Source organism: Dawidia soli (assembly GCF_018598185.1).
GTDB classification, from domain to species: Bacteria; Bacteroidota; Bacteroidia; order Cytophagales; family Cyclobacteriaceae; genus Ohtaekwangia; species Ohtaekwangia soli.
Genome location: NZ_JAHESC010000047.1, coordinates 17,622 through 38,284, shown reverse-complemented (window position 1 = coordinate 38,284; position 20,663 = coordinate 17,622). Strand labels below are relative to the sequence as shown.

Genomic DNA, 20,663 nt, shown 5'->3' with positions numbered 1-20,663 from the left:
AGACCGGTCCGACAAGAGAGAGACCATTTAGTAAATACGAACCGATGAAATATACGATCGATAAGCAGGAGAAGTACTGCATGCTCAAGCTGCACGAAGAAAAGCTGGACAGCAGCGTGGCGCCGGGGCTGAAGTCAGAGTTGATCACGCTACACGCCGAAGGCGTGCGCAACATCATCCTCGACCTCTCCGATGTAAAGTATACCGACTCCTCCGGCCTCAGCGCCCTGTTGGTGGGAAACCGCATTGTTCAAGAGGATGGCGGCATCTTCGTGCTGGCCAGCCTGTCCGACCACTCGATGAAGCTCATCAAGATCTCCCAGCTGGACAGCGTCCTCAACATTCTGCCCACGGTAGAGGAGGCCATCGACACGGTCTATATGCACGAGATCGAAAAAGACCTCAAAGCCGGCGACACCCACTAACGGAGGATGCCGGTCACCCGATATACTGACCAAAGCTCTCCGGAGTTTTGGTCTTTTTATTTTACCTGTTGGCGCACAGCGGCACTATGAGCTTTAAAATCACCATTCTTGGATCCAGCGGTGCCCTGCCCGTATACGGACGACATCCCAGTGCCCAGCTGGTGGAGATCCAAAGCCGGTTCTTCCTGGTCGACTGTGGCGAAGCGGCCCAGATGCAGCTGATGCGTTTCGGCGCGTCCTACCACCGCATCAACCATATCTTCATCAGTCACCTGCACGGCGATCATTACCTGGGCCTGATGGGCCTCATCTTTACCATGCACCTGCAACGCCGCGCGGCCGACCTGCACCTCTATAGCCACCGCGGCCTCGACGAGATCATCACCACGCAGCTGCGCTACTCGCGCTCGGCGCCATCCTTCCGGATCGTATTCCACCGCCTGGAGAAAGATGCGCAAGGTGTGATCTATGAAGACGACGCCGTCACGGTAGAGACGATCCCGCTCGTACACAAGATCCGCAGCTCGGGCTTTTTGTTCAAGGAGAAACCCAAGCCGCGGCGTGTCGACAAAACGCGTCTGCCCGAGGGGTTGCTCATTCGTCAGCTGGCCGGTCTGAAACGCGGCGAAGACGTCGTAGACGATGCCGGCGCGATCCTCTATCGCAATGCCGACCTGACCTTGCCGCCCCGGCGCTCGCGCAGCTATGCCTACTGTTCAGACACGGCCTACGTCGAGCGCATCGCCGACCAGGTGAAAGGCGTCGATATACTTTACCACGAAGCGACCTTTACCCTCGACGACGAAGCCCGTGCGCGCGAGACGCTGCACAGCACCGCCGCACAGGCGGCCACCATCGCCCGGCTGGCACACGCCGGCAAGCTTGTGTTGGGCCACTTCTCCGCACGGTACAAAGAGCTGGAGCCGATCCTGGAGGAAGCGCGCAGCATTTTTCCCGAAGCACACCTGGCACTCGAAGGCGTCGAATTTATTATTCCCGAATAAACACATGGAACCTACCGTCGAACAAAAACATAATCGCCTCTTCATGACCCTGGCGGGAATCGTTATTACCAACGCCCTGCTGGCCGAAATGATCGGCGTCAAGATCTTCTCCGCCGAGGCAACCGTCGGCCTGCAGCCTGCGCACCTCAACATCCTCGGCTTTACCATGGATTTCAACCTTACGGCCGGGGTAGTGATCTGGCCCGTCGTCTTTATCACAACGGACCTCATCAATGAGTACTTTGGCAAGCCCGGTGTAAAGCGCATCAGCTACCTCACGGCCATCCTCATCGCTTATGCCTTTGTCATGCTGCTCCTCTCCATTCATTTGCCGCCGGCGGATTGGTGGATGGATGCCAACAGCAAAGACGATCAGGGAAATGCTTTTAATATGGACTTTGCGTTCGGTAAGATCTTCGGCCAGGGGCAGCGGATCATCTTTGCCTCTCTCGTGGCCTTTATCCTGGGCCAGCTGGTGGACGTCTTCGCCTTCCAACGCTTGCGCCGGGTAACGGGCAGCCGCATGTTATGGCTGCGGGCCACCGGGTCAACCCTGGTGTCGCAGTTCGTGGATAGCTTCGTGGTGTTATACATCGCCTTTGCAGGCATATTTTCCAATAAACAGATCCTGGCTATCGGCATCACGAACTACCTCTATAAAGCCTGCGTGGCCGTGCTGCTCACACCACTGATATATATTGGTCACACCCTCATCGATCGTTATCTGGGCAAAGAACATGCAGCGCGCATGTCTGAAAATGCCGCCGGCGAAAGCAAAGGGTTCTTTTAATCACACCAGGATCTTTCGCAGCAGGTTATTTTTTGCCGTGCCGTCGCGCGGCATTGTCTACGTATATGTACGGGCATGAAAGTGTTTGTCGTACACGGGGCGCATCGTGGAACAGGAAAATGTTCGTGCGGCGTGTGCAAGGGCAAGTGTTTTAATAACACCGGTTTGTTCAGGGGGATCTTCGAGGGGATTTGAATCTGCTTTGTTTGAATATGGCCCGGGAAAATAGGCTGAACAAAATAACGTTGTTGCGTATCGTTGTGTCCGATACATAGGATGTGGGGAGAGGGAAAGATATGTATAATGTATTCCGGACAAGTATATATTTTTATGATTGATTGAAAATTGTCGTACGTATTGTTACGTATGGTCTGTGGGAAATGGTCTCAGGGACGACGGTGTGATGTGATAAAAATTAAATCGTAAACTTTTTCGAAATCCGGCGTTGCATAGTATATTCACTAAACACAACAACGATGTCGGTATAATGAATCGATTGTGTGTAATTAAGTAAATCGTACAACGGCAGGCTGTAGCACAGCGCCTACAAGAATAAACTGAACGGTAATCGGTGTTCGGTATAGGAGTCGTTCCCGAAACGACGGGGACGGCTCCTTCCTTCCGGAGTACGATCCGTGCAGGATGGTTTTATACGCATGCTCTCCAATGGTAATGCTTCCAACGATACGGTGAGGGATGTTCGGTAAGTGGAGTCGTCCCGACAGGTGGGGACGGCTCCCTTTTTTTCAAAAGCATGATACTAAACGAGAAGGCCGATGAATAAAAATGTATTGCTGGTCGACGACGACCACGTGTTTAATTTTCTCAGCAGCCGGCTATTCGAAAAGCTCGGGTTCAACGAAGGCATTCACGTGGCCATGAATGGCGCCGAAGCCCTGAAGCTCATCAACGACTATTATTCCGGCACCCAAAGCCTGCCCGATGTAATCCTGCTCGATCTCAACATGCCCGTCATGGACGGCTTCGAGTTCATCGAAGCATTCCATCGCATCCGCATGCCTAACAAAGACCGTGTAAAGATCGTCATCGTAAGCTCCTCCCGCGATGAAAAAGACGTGGAACGCGCCCGTAGCCTCGGCATCACGCATTACCTCGTAAAACCCATTCACGAAAAAGATCTCCTGGAGATCATGAACTCCACCCGCTGGAGTTGAAACTGTATGAGGATCAGCCGCCGTTGCAAATCGCACACGTAACAATAACTTAATCTCCAAATAAAGGATCACACGCCCGGGTGCCCTACTTTTGGCGCCCGTGAACGCTGCCGATAAAATACTACTCCTGATCGCCATCGCAGCAGTAACCTTGTTTGCCTTTAAACAAACCCCGGCCCCGATCGACACCGGCGTACGCAAAGACATCGCGGCCCTGCAAACGACTGCAGCTGCATTAGAGCAAACCGCACAAGCCTTTCAAACAGGCAAGGTCGGGATCGATTCACTCCGGGCAATCGTAGCCCGCACGCGCCGGCAATATAAAAAGGTTGAGTTCCTCTTAGCCTACTATTATCCCGAATACGTCGAGGAATACATCAACGGCGCGCCGTTGCTCCACCTCGAGCGCTACGACACCCGCCCGGTAGTACGCAACCCCGAAGGGCTGCAGACCCTCGACGAGCTGGCATACACGTCGGACGGCCGCGCAGTGGCACTCCAAATCACCACACTCGCCCAGCGCTTCTATACACGCTATAAAAACCTGGTAGCGGGCTTCAGCGATCAGCCCGTAACGGCCGCAGACGCCGCGCTGGCGCTACGGTTACAGCTCGTCCGCATCTTTACCCTCGGCGTAACAGGCTTCGACACCCCGGGCTCTGTACACGCCCTTCCCGAAGCCGCGGCATCCCTGGCGTCCCTGCAACAAATAGCCGCCGCGATCTTCCCGGGCGAGCCGGGCACGATATTGCAACAGTCCTTCACCCGGACCCTTCACTACATCCGGCAACCGGTCGCTTTTGCGGACTTCGACCGCCTGACGTTCCTGAAAGATCACATCAATCCGCTCTATAAAGAATCGCTGCGGTTGCAGCAGTTATTTTATCCGGAAGCTGCCCAGGCCGCGTACATCGGCCAATACCCCCAGCCCTGGAATCCGATGAGCGCCGACCTCTTCGCCGCCGATTTTCTGGATCCCTATTTCTATACCGGGCTAACACGCGCCGAAGACAGCGACGCCTTGCGTACCCTGGGCCAGACGTTATTCTACGACGTACGCCTGAGTCATACCGGCACGATGAGCTGCGCTTCCTGCCACGATCCTGCCCAGGGCTTTGCCGACGCCCGGCCGCGCGCGCAAAGCAATATCCAGGGCGTGACCGTGCAACGCAATGCCCCGACGCTGCTCAACGCCGTCTATGCCGACCGCTATTTTTACGACCTGCGTGCCTTCACCCTTGAGCAGCAAGCCGAGCACGTGATCTTCAATCCGCGCGAGTTCAACACCGCTCACGAAGAGATCCTGCGCAAACTGGAACAAGACAAGGCTTATCGCGCTCAATTCCAAAAGACGTTCTCCTCTCCGGGCATAACGCGCGAACGGTTTGCCAAAGCCCTGTCGTCTTACGTCTTATCGCTACGATCCTTTAACAGCCCGTTCGATCGCTACGTGCGCGGCGAAGCGGCTCTTGCCGATACCGCTATACGCAGCGGCTTTAATCTGTTCATGGGTAAGGCCAACTGCGGCACCTGTCACTTTGCACCCGTGTTCTCCGGATTATCGCCGCCTGAATACCGCAAGAACGAAAGCGAGATCCTGGGCGTGCTGCAAGACCCCGCCGCACGCCGCAAGACACTCGATCCCGACAACGGCCGTCTCGACAACCAGGTGTTCAGCGAAGCGTCATGGATCTTCGAAAGATCCTTTAAGACCACCACCGTGCGCAACGTAGCCCTCACCGCGCCGTATTTTCACAACGGCGCCTATAAAACCCTGGAAGAGGTCATTGACTTCTATAACAACGGCGGCGGCACCGGGCACGGCCTGGAAGTAAAGAATCAAACCCTGGCGGCGGACTCGCTGCATTTGTCCGTATCCGAAAAAGCGGCGCTGATCGCTTTTCTTCATTCGCTCACAGACCCGGGAGGATATGATCCGCAATAACCGCCGCGTCGTCCTCCTGGCCACCGTGGGCATGGCCATGCTGTTCCTGTCCCTGCGGTTTTCCCTGCATCCCGAAACACCCGAAGAGCGCATGCTGAAACAGGCACAGGCCGGCGTCAAACAACTCGACACCGGGATCCAGCGGTTATACCAGGCCGCGCAGGAGTACCGGGCGGGGAGGGGGACGTTGACCTCGCTGCAGGCCCAAGTCTCGGCTACACGAAAAGCCTACAAGGCGATCGAGTACATCCTCGAATATTATCATCCCACTTACGTCAAGGAGCACATCAACGGTCCTCCGTTGGACCATCTCGATCCATATCCACACCGCGACCTGCCCGCGGTGGTTGCGCCCCGTGGCCTGCAGGTGCTCGACGAGCAAGTATACGCCAACGATGCCGGAGAGCACCGCGAGGAGATCGCCAACCTGGTCAGCGAGCTGAAGACCCGCTATCAGATATTGTTATTGCAATTTGAGAAGCGCCGGTATATTCAGCGCTTCGAGGCATTTGAAGCGATGCGCCTGGAGCTGATCCGCATGTTTGCCCTGGGGGTTACCGGTTTTGATACCCCGGGCTCGTTGCAGGCGCTTCCCGAAGCGGCCGTCACCTGTCGCACGCTGCAGCAGGCGACCCGCTATTACGCCGTCGGTGTACCGGGCAACGCCGCCGATATCGCCGAACACTTCGGCCGCGCTGCCGCCTACCTCGATGCGCACGACAACTTCGACACCTTCGACCGCCTGACGTTCCTCACCGACTATGTCAACCCTCTCTATAAAAAGCTGCTGGTGCTGCACCGTCAGCTCGGTGCCCGTACATCCGCCGAAGTGACAAAAGAAGTGCCCGCGTGGAATTTTTATAGCGACAACATCTTTTCCGCCGACTTTCTCAACCCGTACTATTATACCTTATTGAAAGCGGAACAGGATCATGAAGCCCTGCGCGCGCTCGGCAGGAAATTATTCTATGACCCGCGCCTGAGCAACAACGGCACGATGAGCTGTGGCAGCTGCCATCAACCCCGGCGCGCGTTTGCCGACGGCCAGGTACGCTCGCATGCCAACGCCGAAGGTCGCCTCGTACGACGCAACGCACCGTCCCTGATCAACGCCGTTTTCTCCGATCGCTTTTTTTACGACCTGCGTGCGTTCGACCTGGAAGATCAGGCCGCCCATGTAATCGAAGACCACCTGGAATTCAACACCACATTTCCCGAGATGCTTGCCCGCTTGCAGGCCACTCCCGAATACCGCGACGCCTTTCGCGCAGCGTTTCCCCGGGCCGCCGGTGCCGCTATCACGCGGTACCAATTCTCGGCCGCGTTAGCATCCTATGTCGCATCGCTGCGTTCCTTCAAAAGTCCCTTTGATCGCTTCGTGCGCGGAGAGACGACAGCGTTACCACGCCGGGTGCGCGCGGGCTTTAATTTATTCATGGGCAAAGCGGCCTGCGGCACCTGTCACTTTGCCCCTACATTCGGTGGGCTGGTGCCTCCGTTATACCACGAGAACGAAAGTGAAGTGCTGGGCGTGTTCGAAAAGCCGCGTCTGAAGATCCCCGATGGCGATCCGGGCCGCGCCGGCAATGGCGTCATGAGCGAGGACGCTGATATATATCAGCGTTCCTTTAAAACCGTGTCTGTCCGAAATTCCGCCCTCACGGCCCCGTACTTTCATCACGGGGGCTACCAAACCCTCGAAGAAGTACTGGAGTTCTATAACCAGGGTGGCGCCCAGGGAGCAGGCCTCGCCGACGAAGTGCCTCACCAAACTTTACCCGCCACGCAGTTGAATTTATCGCGTGGCGAGGTCAACGATATTATCGCTTTCCTGCAATCACTTTCGGATGAGAGTCTTCATGATCAATAGCTTGTTGCTATAGCGTGTCGCGGGGCTAAAGCGATACGGCCCGTCACAGACTCATAATATTACCTGGTGCGCCTGCCCTAATCCGTCTATATCCGATCTTTGCCACTCACTGCTACTGCAAACGTTGAAGTATCGTGGGGCTATATAGGAGTTTCAACGTTTGTTTCCTGTTAATAAACAGGGTTGCGGTAAATATACCCGTCTGTTGCCCCTATACGTGAACAAAGCATGAAGTTTTGTTTCTCTCGTGCGGGTAAAAGTTAAAAATATGTTAATGCGATCTATATACTGCGACGCGCGGAGAATCTCATTTTTGCGCATCAAAATTACGCACATCTCACATCTCCCCAAGTATGAAAAGAATTACGATCCGGACCCTGTTGCTGTTTGCATGGATGAGCCCTATGGCGGCGATGGGTCAGGTGCTGCCAGGCGACTCGATCGTCTTCGGCCCGATGTTCAGTCCGGTCTACCACGACTCCGTGCGGGTTTGGGTGGTGACCAAGTCGAACACGGGCGCGGGCGACGCGATCACGCTGGAAGTTACCGGCACGGCCCCGGGGGCCCCGTTAGCGGGAAAAGTATATAACAGTGACGACCGCCTGGGGTATAACCTGCGGTCGTTTGTATATCCCGACCTGGCGAAGGGCGCCACCTATACAGCGGTGCTGAAGCGCAACGGGCAGCGTGCCCAGGGTCGCACCGCAGTCATCCGCAACACTGCGGCGCAGCTCTCCGATTTCGAGTTCCTCACCGGTGGCTGTGGTCGTATCTACGACCTGCGCCGTTGCATCGACCGGCCCGAGGCGCAGACACACGTCAACGGCGACCCGAAGATGTTCGACCGCATGGCCGCCGAAGGCAGCGACCTCATGATCTGGGCGGGTGACGCAACCTACCTGCTGGGCTTGCAACACGCCATGGGCCAATGTCCCGACGGTGTCGACGACTGGGCCAACAAGGATATGGCCTTTGCCCGGTACGCATTCTACCGATCGTTTCACGATTCACTCACGCGCTCCATGCCGCAGCTGGCCATTACCGACAACCATGACACCGGCCCGAACGAATTCAACAAAACCCTGCCGACGCTGGGCGAGATGAAAGAGATCTTTATGGACTGGTGGCCCAACCCGCATTATGGACGCACCAAAGAAGGGCAGGGGCTGTTCTCGTCGTATGTATATAAAGATGTCGAGTACTTCCTGCTCGACAACCGCAGCTACCGCGACGGCACGCAGCAGCATCTTGGTCCTGAACAGCTGGCGTGGCTGAAGCAAGCGCTGCTGGACTCGAAAGCCACCTTTAAGGTGCTGATCAACGGCACGCCGTCGTTCGCCAGGCACTGGGGCGGACGTAACTTTTCCATCACCCAACAGGCCACCGAGCTCATCGCATATATACAAGAGAAGAACATCGACGGCGTATTGTGTTTTAGCGCCGACATCCACGAGCAGGAATTCTACGGCCGCTACGGCGACGTAAAATACCCGCTGTTCGACATGATCTCGGGCAACCTGAACTCCGACATCGGCAACGGCCAGCACACAGTCGACTACACCAGCGACCGCATCCTGCGTGGCGTAAAACAAACGTACCTGCGCGTGAACGTATACGGCGTCGCGAACGATCGCCGTATGAAGATCGAATACGTCAATGCGCAAGGCCAGCCGTATTTCACCAGCATCATCCACGCCGACATGTTGAAGAGCGTGGACGCCGACACCCGCAAGCTGTTCCTGAGCTTTGCCGGCGCACTGAAAGATTCCTCTGCCTACGATCACAACGTGCAGGGCACCGGCACGGTGTACGGCGTCGACAAGAACGGTGTGGCAAACCGCGCCCTGCAATTCAGCAGTGGCTCGTCCGTGCAGCTGACGCACACCGACGCGCTGGACCTGCACGATCGTCCCTTTACGATCGGCTATTGGGTGGACCCCACGCAGTTCGGTGCGAACGGTTCCGCTGTAATCTCGACCGGCGGCAACACCGGCGTCACATTCGGTTTTGACAAAGACGGCTACCCACAGTATACCGACCTGGTGTCGAAGAAGCAATATACGGGCACACAAAAGCTGCTGATCAACCGCTGGGCACATATGCTGTGGCAATACGACAACGTACGGCATCAGTTGTCGCTTTATTATAACGGTCAGCTCGTGCAACAATGGGCTAACGTAGATCCTTCGGTGGCATCCGCGGACGCCTGGATGTTGGGCAACGATGCCGGCAACCGTCACTTTACCGGTTCGCTGGACGAGGTGAGCGTGTACGGCAAACTGGTGGCCGACAACACCATCAAAGACCTGGCGGACTTCGTGAGCACACGCGGCAATGTATTAAAGCTGGGCGGTGCATCCACCACTACACTGCCCGAAGAGGTGATCGGCGTCGCCATGAAAGGCGACTTCACGCTGGAGTTCTGGGGCAAGCTGAACGCCGACCCCGGCGACAACACCAAGATCGTCGCCAGCAACGGCCGCCTGTCGAACAACAACACGACCGGCATCGGCTTTGAGTACCCCAGCTCGAACAAGCTCAACATCACCCTGGGTAACAACACCGGCAGCTGGCAAACCGGCTTGCAAGACAAAGGCGCTGCCTGGAACATTGGCGAGTGGAACCACATTGCGCTGTCATACGCCGGCGGCAAATGGACGTACTATATCAACGGCGAGAAGGCTGGTGAAGTAACGTCGCCTTACGTTCCCAACCCCAAGGGTATGGGCATCGGCCACAGCCCGTCATATACCGGCGGCGGCACACAGTCCGAGCTGGACGAGTTCCGCATCTGGAGCCGTGCCCTGCCGCAGGACAGCATTCGGAAATACATGTTCCACACCCTGAGCGGAAAGGAAGATGGACTTGAAATTTACTACGACTTCTCGGAGGCTACGGGCACAACGGTCTCCAGCAAAGGGAAGATCGCCTATACACTGCCGCTGATAGGCTCCGGTTTAACGGCGGGTACGTCGCCCGTTGCCGAACTGGCGCCGGCCTATGTGCAGTCTGTTACAGGCTACTGGAGCAAAGGTGCGCTGAAGCCAAACGCTGGTTTCACCCTGAGCGAGCCGATCACGGCGTATACCAGCAACCTGGTCGTCGGGAAACAACAGAACACCGGCATGCTGCCGATCGCGCCGGAAAGCCAGACCTATTACCTGGCGGGAGGCTGGCAGCTCGAGCCGCAGAACTATCCGTTTGGCAATTTCAGTATCGATCTCGACGAGAGCCTGCCCCAGGCCGACTCGATCCGCCGCATTGCCCGAGAATACTTCTGGATGCAGCAGGATGAAGACGGTATGTTCGCGGTGGTAAACGAAGGCAGCTTCGACGGCCGCACCGTTACCTTCCGTAACACCGTGCTGGAAGGGGGCGTGTATTACCTGGGTTGGAAAGCAGACACCACGGCGCTGTTCGACCGCGGCGGCAACGTGTCGTTCCCCGGCGGCCATTCGGCCCAGATCCCGTTCGCGGAGATCAACCCCGTGTTTGCCGGCGAATTTACCCTCGAGCTGTGGGCGCGTGTTCAAAAAGCACCGTCAGCGGGTGGTAATGTACCGCTGGTATCGAATCACGGGCGGATCAGCAACAACACTTCCGGCATGGTGATCGAGTATAACAGCAACAAGATCATCACGGCATCTTTCGGCACCAACACGGCCGACTGGAACAAGATCGATACCGGCACCCCGTTGAACCTGGACGAGTGGAACCACATTGCCGTAACGGTATCACCGGCGGGCAAGACCGCGAAGATGTACGTCAACGGCACGCTGGTGGGAACGAAGGCCTTCAACACCTTCGCTACCAACACCCAGTGGAACTTCGGTCTTTCGCACAGCGTCAACTACAAGAGCGAAGCGGTGTCGATGATGGACGAGGTGCGTGTGTGGAACCGCGTGAAGACGGATGCCGAGATCCGCGCGCAGATGCACCTAAGCGTGACCGATGAAGACCCGTCCCTGGTCTATAACTATACCTTTGATCAGGCCGACAAAGGCTACCTGATCAACAGCGGTGTAAAAAAAGACAGCATAGCCTATACCAAAGCCAGCATTGTCGATGCCACCAGCCCGGTGGTGAACGACATAGCGCCGCTGTATAGTAAAAACGTCACCGGCAACTGGAGCCGTCAGAACACCACCGCCAACGGTCTGTACCTGAAAGATGCCATCAAGGCCCCGGCTGACAACCTGATCGTAGGCAGACACCGGAACAACGGCCTGGCCACAGTTGGCAGCGACGCCAACAACTACTATGTAAAAGGCGGCTGGCTGCTCAATGCGCAGAACCTGGAACGCGCCACGGCGATCGTCGACCTGGGCGCGGTATTTAACCGCCCGGACTCGGTCACTGCGTTTGCCAAGTCGTTCTACCTGTTGCAAGGCGATCCGGAAGGCAAGCACGAGATCGTCGCTGCCGGCACACGTACGGGCAACCTCGTCGAGTTCACCGACCTGGCCCTGGACTTCGGCGTGTATTACCTGGGGTATGAAACCGACCTCGACGGCATCATCGGCAAGCAGGGCGGTGCACTCGACCTGGCCGCCGGCCATAATGTGACGATTCCGTATGCGGATGTCAACAACGCCCTTTCGGGAGAGTTTACCATGGAGGTATGGGCGAAGCTCAATGCCGATCCTGCCGAATACGGCAAGCTCATCGGCTTCAGCAGCAGCCGCGACGGGCTCTTCTCCGGTTTTGAGTTCGAGTTCCGCGGCAACAATACACTGCAGACCATTCTCGGCAAAGGCCAGCGCGGCGGCTGGAATACCATCAGCTCGACCACACCCTGGAACGTCGGCGAGTGGAACCATGCCGCCGTCACGGTAACGCCGAACAAGTACTTCCGTTTCTATATCAACGGCGAGCTGATCGACAGCGTCGCCACCGGCACTTTCCAACCCAATGCCTACAACATGGCATTCGGTACGAACCTGTTCAACAACAACGAGAGCCTGGTGACCATCGACGAGTTCCGTATCTGGAATAAGGCGAAGACACAGGAAGAAATCCGGCAGCAAATGCACCAGACCTTACCGAAAGACGTGCAGCACCTGGTGTATCACTTCAGCTTCGACCAGGCAACCGGCCAGAACATTGTCAACACCGGTTCGCAGGGCGGCACGATCCCCTATACCCAAGCATCCATCGTTCCTGCCACCACGCCGGTCGCCACGTTCACCGCGCCGTACAACGAAGCAGTGTCTGCCAGCTGGAGCCTGAAGAACGCCGGCACGAACGGCCTGTTGCTGAAGGACCGCGTGACCGATTATTATAGCAACCTGGTGGCCGGCCGTGAAGCCAACAACCAGATCGTTGCCATACCCGGCAAGACCGACACGGTCTACATGAAGGGCGGCTGGCAGCTGAAGCCGCTGAACCTGACCCGCGCTACCGTAAAGATCGACCTCAGCAAACTGGTCGCCAACCCCAACACGATCGCCGCCAGGGCCACGAAGTTTTTCCTTCTGCAAGGCGACATCGCGACCGCGACGATCGTAGCGGAAGGTACCTTCAACGGTAAAGAAGTGGAGTTCGCCTCGATTGCCTTGCAGGAAGATGTCTATTACCTCGCGTGGAAAGTAGGAACGGCGGCCCCTGTGTCGGCGCAGTACCAGGTGAATGCCGGTAAGGACGATGCCGAACAAGACAATGCTTCCGGTAAAATGTACCTTGATAGCAGCGACATCGAGCTCACAAAAGACGGTACCAGCGACCAACTCGTCGGGATCCGTTTCAACCGGATCAACATCCCGCAAGGGTCTGTGATCGAGCATGCCTACCTGCAGTTTGCGGTGGACGAGGTGAATACCAGTGGTCAGCCCAACATCCTGATCGGCATCGAGGACACCGACAGCCCGAACGAGATGAGCAGCTTCGACTTCGACATCTACCATCGCATTCAATACCTGGGCGATACCATCGTCTGGCAACCCGGTCCGTTTACCAGGGTGGGTGATGCGGGAGCGGATCAACGCACTCCCGACCTGGCGGAGCTTCTCCACGAGATCGTCAACCGCCCGAACTGGAAAGAAGGCAACTCGGTACTCTTCACGCTGATCGACCCGGCTGCCCGTGGCATCGCAGGCTATACTGCCAACACCGACAAGCGCGTAGCGCAGGCGTATGAGAACAACCCGGTCAATGCGCCGCGCCTGATCGTATCGTACATCATTCCCGACCGCTATTACAACGGTACTTTTCCCGTGGCCAAAAGCGCTTCGTGGAAGTACGACGACACCGGCGCGGACCTGACCAGCGCCGACTGGAAATCACCCGACTATAACGACGCTGCGTGGAAATACGGTAACGCCATCCTTGGCTATGGCGACGGCAATGAAAGCACGACGCTGAACTTTGGCGGCGACGCCGACAAGAAACGCACGACCTATTACCTGCGCCACATCTTCGACGTAACGGACCGCACCGCATACGACTCCCTGCTCTTTGATGTGCAGCGCGACGACGGTGCGATCGTATACGTAAACGGCACCGAGGCATTCCGCACCAACATGCCCGAAGGTCCCATCGCCTACAACACATTTGCCACGACGGAGGTGGCCGATACCGACGAGCGTGCGTATCACCGCTATAAGACCAGAAACCTGCTGCGCAACGGCCGGAACGTGATCGCGGTCGAGCTGCACCAGGCGTCGGCCAACAGTGCAGACCTGAGCTTTGACCTGGCCGTAGGCTTTACCGAGCCTCCGCTGCCTGCCGCAACTTATCCGCTGGTGAAAGAGTCGCTGTGGCGTTACCTTGACAAGGGTACCAGCCTCGACGCCGTAGCCTGGAAGGACACGACGTATACCGAAGATCGTGCCTGGGCGATCGGCCAGGGACCGCTGGGCTATAACGACGGCGTGAAGACGACGGTATCGTATGGCCCTGACGGTGGTAACAAGTATATCACCACGTATTTCCGCCGCGATATCCTGGTAGACACGTCCGCCGTCGCCGACGAGATCGAGATCGGCCTGCGCCGCGACGACGGAGCGCTGCTCTACATCAACGGTGTGGAAGTGATCCGCGACAACATGCCGGCCGGCGCCATCGATTATAAGACGTTTTCGTCTACGATCGTGGACGGTGCCGCCGAGCTGACGTACTATACCTTTCGCTTGCCGAAGACCGTCTTCCGCAACGGCCGCAACCAGCTGGCGGTGGAGATCCACAACCGCGATGGCAGCAGCTCCGACCTGGGCTTCGACCTGTACATCAAAGACGCGCCGTCGGTGAACCCGCCGGTACCATGCACCGACAACCACATCGCCTGCTTCACGTCGATCCACCCGACCGGGCAGACGACCAGGATGATCATTCCGGAGCAACACCGCTTCCAGGTGATCTTCAAGCAAGGTGAGGCGTATACGAAAGGCAACGGCAGCGTGCCCGGTAATCACGACTTTACAGCCTATATACCGATCGACGGGAGCTCGTCACGCGGGCATCTGTCCGTGAACCACGAGAATACTCCCGGTGGTGTGTCGATCCTCGACCTGCACCTCGACCCGGTCAATAGCCTGTGGGTGGTAGATACGACGCAAGCCGTGGACCTGTATAACAACGCCCTGGTCACGACGACCCGCAACTGCTCGGGCGGCATTACGCCGTGGGGCACGGTGATCACCTGCGAGGAAAGTCTCGACGGCGGCGATGTGAACGGCGATGGCTACCAGGATGTGGGCTGGGCCGTAGAGATCGACCCGGTCACCTCGAAAGTGAAAGACTATGACGGCGACGGCAAGCAAGACAAACTGTGGGCCCTGGGCCGCATGAATCACGAGAACGTGGTCGTGCACGCGGACCGCAAAACAGTATACTACGGCGAAGACGGAGGTACACATTGCGTATATAAGTTCGTAGCGGATGTAGCCGGCAACCTGACCACCGGTACGCTGTATGTGCTGAAGCTCGACCAGCCATTGTCGAACAACGACCCGACGGGAAGCACGGCGACCTGGGTGAAAGTGCCAAACGCTACCAAAGATGATCGCAATAACACCATCAGCCTGGCGGCATCGCTGGGAGGGACGAACTTCGATGGGGTAGAGGATGTGGAGATCAGCCCGATCGACGGCAGGATCTACTTTACCTCCAAAGGCAAAGGCCGCGTATACCGTTTCCGTGACGGTGCGAACGTATCCGAGTTCGAAACGTTTGTCGGGGGTACGTCCTATAGCATCAACACGCAGGAAGGTGTCGTAACCGAAGCATGGGGTGGCGGCAACGACAACCTGACCTTCGACGACAAAGGCAACCTGTGGGTGTTACAAGATGGCGACAACTACTATATTTGGGTAGTACGGCCCGACCACACGCAAGCCGATCCGAAAGTAGCGCTGTTTGCGTCGATGCCGGCCGGATCAGAACCTACCGGCCTGACCTTCTCGCCCGACTTCAAGTACGGCTTCTTCTCGGTACAACACCCCAACGGCAACAACGCCGCACAACCCGACGCCACCGGCAGCGACGTGAAGTTCGATGCCTCGGCCACCGTGGTGTTTGCGTTGAACGCGGATCTCGGTCCGCAAGCGCCGGCTGCGGACTTCATCGCCGATCGCGTAAAGATCAAGACGGGCGAAAGCGTAACCTTCACCGATCTGAGCACGCACGGGGCTGACGCATGGGCCTGGACCTTCGAGGGTGGTACACCCGCCACATCTGCCGAAGCCTCACCGGTGGTGACCTATGCAACACCGGGAGTATATGATGTCACGCTCGTGGCCACCAACGGCCTGGGTGCTGGCGCACCGGTAACAAAGGTAGACTACATCGTGGTCGAGAAAAAAGAAGATCCTGTAACGGGTTTGCCAGAGGGACCGGGTAACAGTCACGTGGCGGTATATCCCAATCCATCGGCAGGCCTGATCACGGTGCGGTTGAACCTGGCCGGCGGCGAAGACCTCGCGCTGGAGCTGTTCGACCTCATGGGCCGCAAGCTGGCCACGCTGGGCACCGGCAAGGGCAAGCGTGGCGAGCAGACGCTGACCTACGATCTGCACGACTGGGTCCCCGCCAGCCAGCTGGTGATCCTCAAAGTAAAGATCGACGAGGGCGAAGGCCAGTATAAAATTCAAGTGTTAAAATAGTTTGTGTAACGCAATGGCAGAGCGTCCGGGGGAGACCCCGGGCGCTTTTGCGTTGTAACGAAGTATCATGAAAACGTCCTTGTTCCTCGTCCTCCTGATCGTCGCGGCCTATACCCATACCGCGCAGGCGCAGCATGCCAACCCGCTGGAAGCGCCGGTATATTATGCTGTACACGATGCCCTGACGCAGGATCCTGCCGCCACGCAGCTGAACCTGCGCGACCAGTCGCTCTTCTCTGTGCCGGCCGATATTACACGCCTTTCCAACCTGCGTTTCCTCAACGTCATGCGCAATCACTTCGAGATCTGGGACGAAGATATCCTCGCGCTCACGCGTCTGGAGGTATTAAACATCCGCAACAACAAGATCAAAGCCATCCCGGTGGGCATCGCCTCGTTGCCCCACCTGGTACGCCTCGACGCCTCCGCCAACAGCATCGCCGTTGTGCCCGACGAGATCGGTCGCCTGCAGGCGCTGCGTTTTCTGCACCTGTCGTTAAACGCGCTGACCTCAATTCCCCCCTCGATCGGTTCGTGCCGGCAATTGGAAGTATTGGAATTAGCCCACAATCAGCTGAGCCATGTACCCGCTACGCTTCGCGACCTCAAGCACCTGCAACAGCTCCACCTGGGCTACAACCAGCTGAATGAATTCGACCCCGCCTGGGCTCGCTGCAAAAGCCTGGAGCATCTCAACCTCGAGTACAACTACCTGCAACGGCTGCCCCCTGACCTGAAAGGCTTGCGACGGCTCAGGACCCTGATCATCACGCACAACAAACTCACCCGCCTCCCGGATGAAATTACGGGGCTGGCCTCGCTGGAGCTGCTGGTATTGTCGGATAATAAACTGGAATATTTACCAAAGGAAATTGGAAAGCTGAAGAGCCTTAAGACATTGATCGCTGTAAATAACAGGTTTGGACCCTCCGAACAGGAGCGCATCCGGAAGGCATTGCCGGGCTGCGAAGTATATTTTTAAGCCAGATGGGGCAGGGTCGAGGGGGGTACGGGCAATATGGTAAGGATATAAAATATTCTATTCAGGGGAATAAAACATTCTGATTGGGGTAGGAAGGAGGCTTGATAACGAGTGAAATAACGTTTACTTTTGGGAGTTGTGTAAAATTAGAATCAGAAATGGCGTTACCTACAGTTTTTCTTTCGTATAATCCTCAATCAGAAATAGAACAAACCCTCGCGGTACGGCTTTTTACGATTGGAGGTGTAAGTGGCTTTACGATGTAATTGCCCGATCGGGGCGCTTCCGGTAAAGGTGTTGGAGAAGAGACAGCCTATAGAATCCGGATGTCAGACTATTTTATGCTGTTCGCTACGTCGGCGGTAAGCCCGGTAGTTCGGCAGGAGATTCTCATTGCTTCCCAAAAATTTAAAGATCCTTCCAGGGTGGTTGTCATTTACGACCGGAAGGTCGGCAAAGATAGCTTGCCGCCGGCCTTATGCACCGAGGTTTACATAGATCTTACGGCAGATCCCCGTGTAATCATTGAAAAAATCGCCAGTAGTTTAACAATGCCTGCACAAAAAAAGGGCAAGAACCTCTTTACGGAGTTGGGTGGCATTTTGCTGGCGGGGTTGGGGCTTTTTAAATTAGCCCGGCTGTCATACTATCCAGGCTTTGCCGAAGAGCAGCTGTCCATGGTGCACGAAGACAGCCCTCAGTACGTCCAATACGTTGTGAAAAGACCAGAGAAGCGCAGTACTCCTCAATCAACCACATCGTCCAAAAAATCCAGGGCTGTCAAAGTAGTCAAGAAACGCAGCAACCGGAAATAGCGCGTATGCCAAAATATACCGCAGTTATTGACAACACGGTGCTAGTGAACTTGACCTACCTGAAGGACTTTCAGGTTTTTCGTCATCTTAAAGCCCTGTTCCACGGCATTTATGTGCCCATGGAGGTGCGACTTGAGTATGAAAAAATGAGTATCGTAGAACCCGATCGGTTGTGGATCTTAGATCGCCTGCAGCCCGGATCCGGTTTCTATTCACTGTGTACACAATACGATGCCATTGTATTAACCATTCTACAAACGATATCCGGCATCGACGCCGGCGAGGCCGAGGCGGTTGCACAACAGCATCGGATCGGTGCCCGGTATATTCTCTCCGACGATCGGGCCTTTCGAAAGGCACTCGCTCCCATCTTCCCGCATTCGACTATCATTGGAACATTGCATGTTGTTGCACTACTTGACCTGAACCAGCTGCTGACAGACCGAAACGAAGCACTGAAGCGGCTTTACTTCAAACACCGCTTTACAGCCGTTGCGTTACGACAAGCCTATACGGACATGGCAAGGCATCTGGGGCTGCAACTGACCAGGAAAGATCTTTCCAACCGAACCAGCATAAAACGTTTGGGTTTCCAAGGCAAAAAACGTCTCTCGCCCAACGTTTAGCTAACGCAAGTGTAACATCCACAAAACTCAACGATCCCCGCCTCCTTTGCCTCGCTAGTATCCTTCATTCTGCTCCAAAGCCTTTTCCTCCGCTGTCAGCGGGCGGCCACCCTTCTGGTTCGTATCCAGGTATGACTGTGGTATGGGGCGTCGGATGTGGTAATCTTTTATATTGTCTTTCGCGTCCGCATTAAACGCCCGTGCGCGGAGAACGAGTGTGTTCGTGCGGGCCAGGTCTACCCAACGATGGAATTCGCCCAGCAGCTCGCGTGCGCGTTCATTCAGGATAAAGTGCACGAACATAACTTCCTTCGACGCTACGCCGGTGGGGTAAAGTTCCCGTGTGGCTTCGGGCGTGCCGGGGGTGAACGAAGCTTCCGTTACCTGCAGGTCGGCTGCGGTGCCGGTCGTTTCGTCTGCCGGCACTTGTTCTGCCAGGTAGTATATGCGGCTGCGCGTTTCGCCGGCTTTGTAGGCGGCGCGGGTACGCAGGTCGTTGACGTATCGCAGGGCCGTGGTATAGTCGCCCTGGCGGCCGTAGGCTTCGGCGGCGATGAGGTATGTTTCGGAGAGGCGCGCCAGAATCCCGTCGCGGGTGCCCTTGTCGTCGCCGAAGCTGACGCGGAACGGGTCCAGGTATTTGGACAGGGCCAGGAATACCTGGTTGCCGAAGTCGGTCGTGCCGTCGCTGTTATAGCGTACCAGCAGCCGGGCCGGGGAGTGGAGCTTGTACTCGGGCGTGAAACGTGTGTCGCCGGGTTTGTTGGCAATATAGATGATCGACGTATCGCCCAGGTTGAACTTCAGCTTGCCGACAAGCGACGGATCGGGTGCGTCGGTGGTCGTCCATTTGGGGAGCGTCGGTTCGTAGCCGGCCAGGTAGGCGGTCTTGAAGCTTTTGTAGAAACGCGAGTCGTTCCGGCGGTCGAAGATGTCGAGCGTGTAGTCGGTTGGTCGCAAGCGGTTGAACTCGCGGCCGTTGACCAGGTCGCGGGTCATGCCCGGGTAGGTGCGGTAGTCGGACAGGAAGTACATGTGCGTACGGTTGCCGAAGCGGCCCAGCACCGTCTGCGTATTTTCAAATTGCGCCGCCAGGATGATCTCTGCATTGGACTCGTTCGGACCGTTGACAGCCGTGTACTTAAAAATGTCGTTGTAGTCCGCGGCCAGCTTGCGCGACGAGTTGTTGATCACTTCTTCGGCATAGTAGATCGCGCTGTCGAGGTCGGACTCTTTCGAGAAGCCGGCGTAGAGCTCGCTGGCGCGCGTCAGGTAGGCTTTGGCCAGGAAGTGTTGCGCGGCATATCGGGCTATGCGGCCGTTTTGAGTGACGGCGGCCGGCAGCAGTTCGACACTTTTGCGCAGGTCGCCGATCACGACGGCAAAGATCTCTTCGTCGGTGGCGCGGGTATATTCCAGCGTTAGCTTTTCAGAAGGCGTGAGCTTGCGCGGCACACCGCCGAACTGTGTCACCAATTTATAATACGCAAAGCCCCGCAGAAAGTATACTTCGCCGAGGCGGGTGTTTTGCAGGTCGCCCGGGGGCAGTACCTGCGGGATCTTTTTGATGCCGATGTTGCAGATGTTGATCTGCGCATACATGTTGTCGAAGAACGACCCGATATAGCCCTCTGCCGGGGCGAGCGTGGCGATGTAGGTGTTATAGGCCTGCGTGGTGAACGCGCCGCTGGCATAGGAGAGGCCGTGTGTGAACTCGTCGGTGCCGTAGTTGGTCAGCACGTACGACCATTCGTCGTTGAAGTTGTAGCGCAGGGCCTCGTAGCCGCCGTTGACAAGCTCGTCGATGCCCTCGGGTGTATCGTACCGCTGTTGGGTGACTGTGGCCACCATTTCTTCCTCCAGGAAGTTGGAACAGGATGCCAGGAACAATCCGATCGCCAGCGTGGTATAAAATATTATAGGTTTCATGATA

11 protein-coding genes are annotated in these 20,663 nt (G+C 56.6%); 10 read left to right on the top strand and 1 reads right to left on the bottom strand.

Going from position 1 to position 20,663, the window contains the following annotated elements:
* Window positions 1-44 precede the first annotated feature (44 nt).
* The 10 genes from KK078_RS24625 to KK078_RS24580 all read left to right on the top strand — a co-directional run bounded on the left by KK078_RS24625 (window position 45) and on the right by KK078_RS24580 (window position 18,730).
* A complete protein-coding gene (locus tag KK078_RS24625; protein ID WP_254092993.1) occupies window positions 45-425 on the top strand; it encodes an STAS domain-containing protein in 381 nt (126 codons plus the stop codon).
* An 86-nt stretch (window positions 426-511) separates the two neighbouring features.
* Window positions 512-1,429, top strand: a complete 918-nt coding sequence (locus tag KK078_RS24620) for a ribonuclease Z (RefSeq protein WP_254092992.1) — start codon at window positions 512-514, stop codon at window positions 1,427-1,429.
* Between the two features lie 4 nt (window positions 1,430-1,433).
* Complete coding sequence (locus tag KK078_RS24615) at window positions 1,434-2,219, top strand: queuosine precursor transporter (RefSeq protein WP_254092991.1); 786 nt, start codon at window positions 1,434-1,436, stop codon at window positions 2,217-2,219.
* 776 nt (window positions 2,220-2,995) lie between these two features.
* Window positions 2,996-3,394 (top strand): response regulator, encoded by a 399-nt coding sequence (locus KK078_RS24610; protein WP_254092990.1) that lies wholly within the window; start codon window positions 2,996-2,998, stop codon window positions 3,392-3,394.
* Window positions 3,395-3,494: 100 nt separating this feature from the next.
* Window positions 3,495-5,339, top strand: coding sequence for a cytochrome-c peroxidase (locus tag KK078_RS30700; protein ID WP_254092989.1), 1,845 nt, complete (start codon window positions 3,495-3,497; stop codon window positions 5,337-5,339).
* On the top strand, window positions 5,326-7,209 hold the full coding sequence (locus KK078_RS24600) for a cytochrome-c peroxidase (RefSeq protein ID WP_254092988.1): 1,884 nt from the start codon (window positions 5,326-5,328) through the stop codon (window positions 7,207-7,209). Before KK078_RS30700 ends, KK078_RS24600 begins: the two co-directional genes overlap by 14 nt.
* A gap of 353 nt (window positions 7,210-7,562) precedes the next feature.
* Window positions 7,563-16,307, top strand: a complete 8,745-nt coding sequence (locus KK078_RS24595; protein ID WP_254092987.1) for a LamG-like jellyroll fold domain-containing protein — start codon at window positions 7,563-7,565, stop codon at window positions 16,305-16,307.
* A gap of 67 nt (window positions 16,308-16,374) precedes the next feature.
* On the top strand, window positions 16,375-17,289 hold the full coding sequence (locus KK078_RS24590; RefSeq protein WP_254092986.1) for a leucine-rich repeat domain-containing protein: 915 nt from the start codon (window positions 16,375-16,377) through the stop codon (window positions 17,287-17,289).
* Window positions 17,290-17,630: 341 nt separating this feature from the next.
* Window positions 17,631-18,104 (top strand): hypothetical protein, encoded by a 474-nt coding sequence (locus KK078_RS24585; protein WP_254092985.1) that lies wholly within the window; start codon window positions 17,631-17,633, stop codon window positions 18,102-18,104.
* 5 nt (window positions 18,105-18,109) lie between these two features.
* Window positions 18,110-18,730: a hypothetical protein gene (locus KK078_RS24580; protein WP_254092984.1), complete on the top strand. Its 621-nt coding sequence runs from the start codon at window positions 18,110-18,112 to the stop codon at window positions 18,728-18,730.
* Between the two features lie 54 nt (window positions 18,731-18,784).
* Here the strand turns inward: KK078_RS24580 and KK078_RS24575 are convergent, their stop codons facing one another.
* Window positions 18,785-20,659 carry a RagB/SusD family nutrient uptake outer membrane protein gene (locus tag KK078_RS24575; protein ID WP_254092983.1) on the bottom strand — a complete coding sequence of 625 codons (1,875 nt, stop codon included), beginning with the start codon at window positions 20,657-20,659 and terminating at the stop codon, window positions 18,785-18,787.
* Between the last annotated feature and the right edge of the window lie 4 nt (window positions 20,660-20,663).

Bases quoted from the DNA above. Each gene is read 5' to 3' on its own strand.
- KK078_RS24625 (WP_254092993.1), top strand. From the start codon at position 45: ATGAAATATACGATCGATAAGCAGGAGAAGTACTGCATGCTCAAGCTG.
- KK078_RS24620 (WP_254092992.1), top strand. From the start codon at position 512: ATGAGCTTTAAAATCACCATTCTTGGATCCAGCGGTGCCCTGCCCGTA.
- KK078_RS24615 (WP_254092991.1), top strand. From the start codon at position 1,434: ATGGAACCTACCGTCGAACAAAAACATAATCGCCTCTTCATGACCCTG.
- KK078_RS24610 (WP_254092990.1), top strand. From the start codon at position 2,996: ATGAATAAAAATGTATTGCTGGTCGACGACGACCACGTGTTTAATTTT.
- KK078_RS24600 (WP_254092988.1), top strand. From the start codon at position 5,326: ATGATCCGCAATAACCGCCGCGTCGTCCTCCTGGCCACCGTGGGCATG.
- KK078_RS24595 (WP_254092987.1), top strand. From the start codon at position 7,563: ATGAAAAGAATTACGATCCGGACCCTGTTGCTGTTTGCATGGATGAGC.
- KK078_RS24590 (WP_254092986.1), top strand. From the start codon at position 16,375: ATGAAAACGTCCTTGTTCCTCGTCCTCCTGATCGTCGCGGCCTATACC.
- KK078_RS24585 (WP_254092985.1), top strand. From the start codon at position 17,631: ATGCTGTTCGCTACGTCGGCGGTAAGCCCGGTAGTTCGGCAGGAGATT.
- KK078_RS24580 (WP_254092984.1), top strand. From the start codon at position 18,110: ATGCCAAAATATACCGCAGTTATTGACAACACGGTGCTAGTGAACTTG.
- KK078_RS24575 (WP_254092983.1), bottom strand. From the start codon at position 20,659: ATGAAACCTATAATATTTTATACCACGCTGGCGATCGGATTGTTCCTG.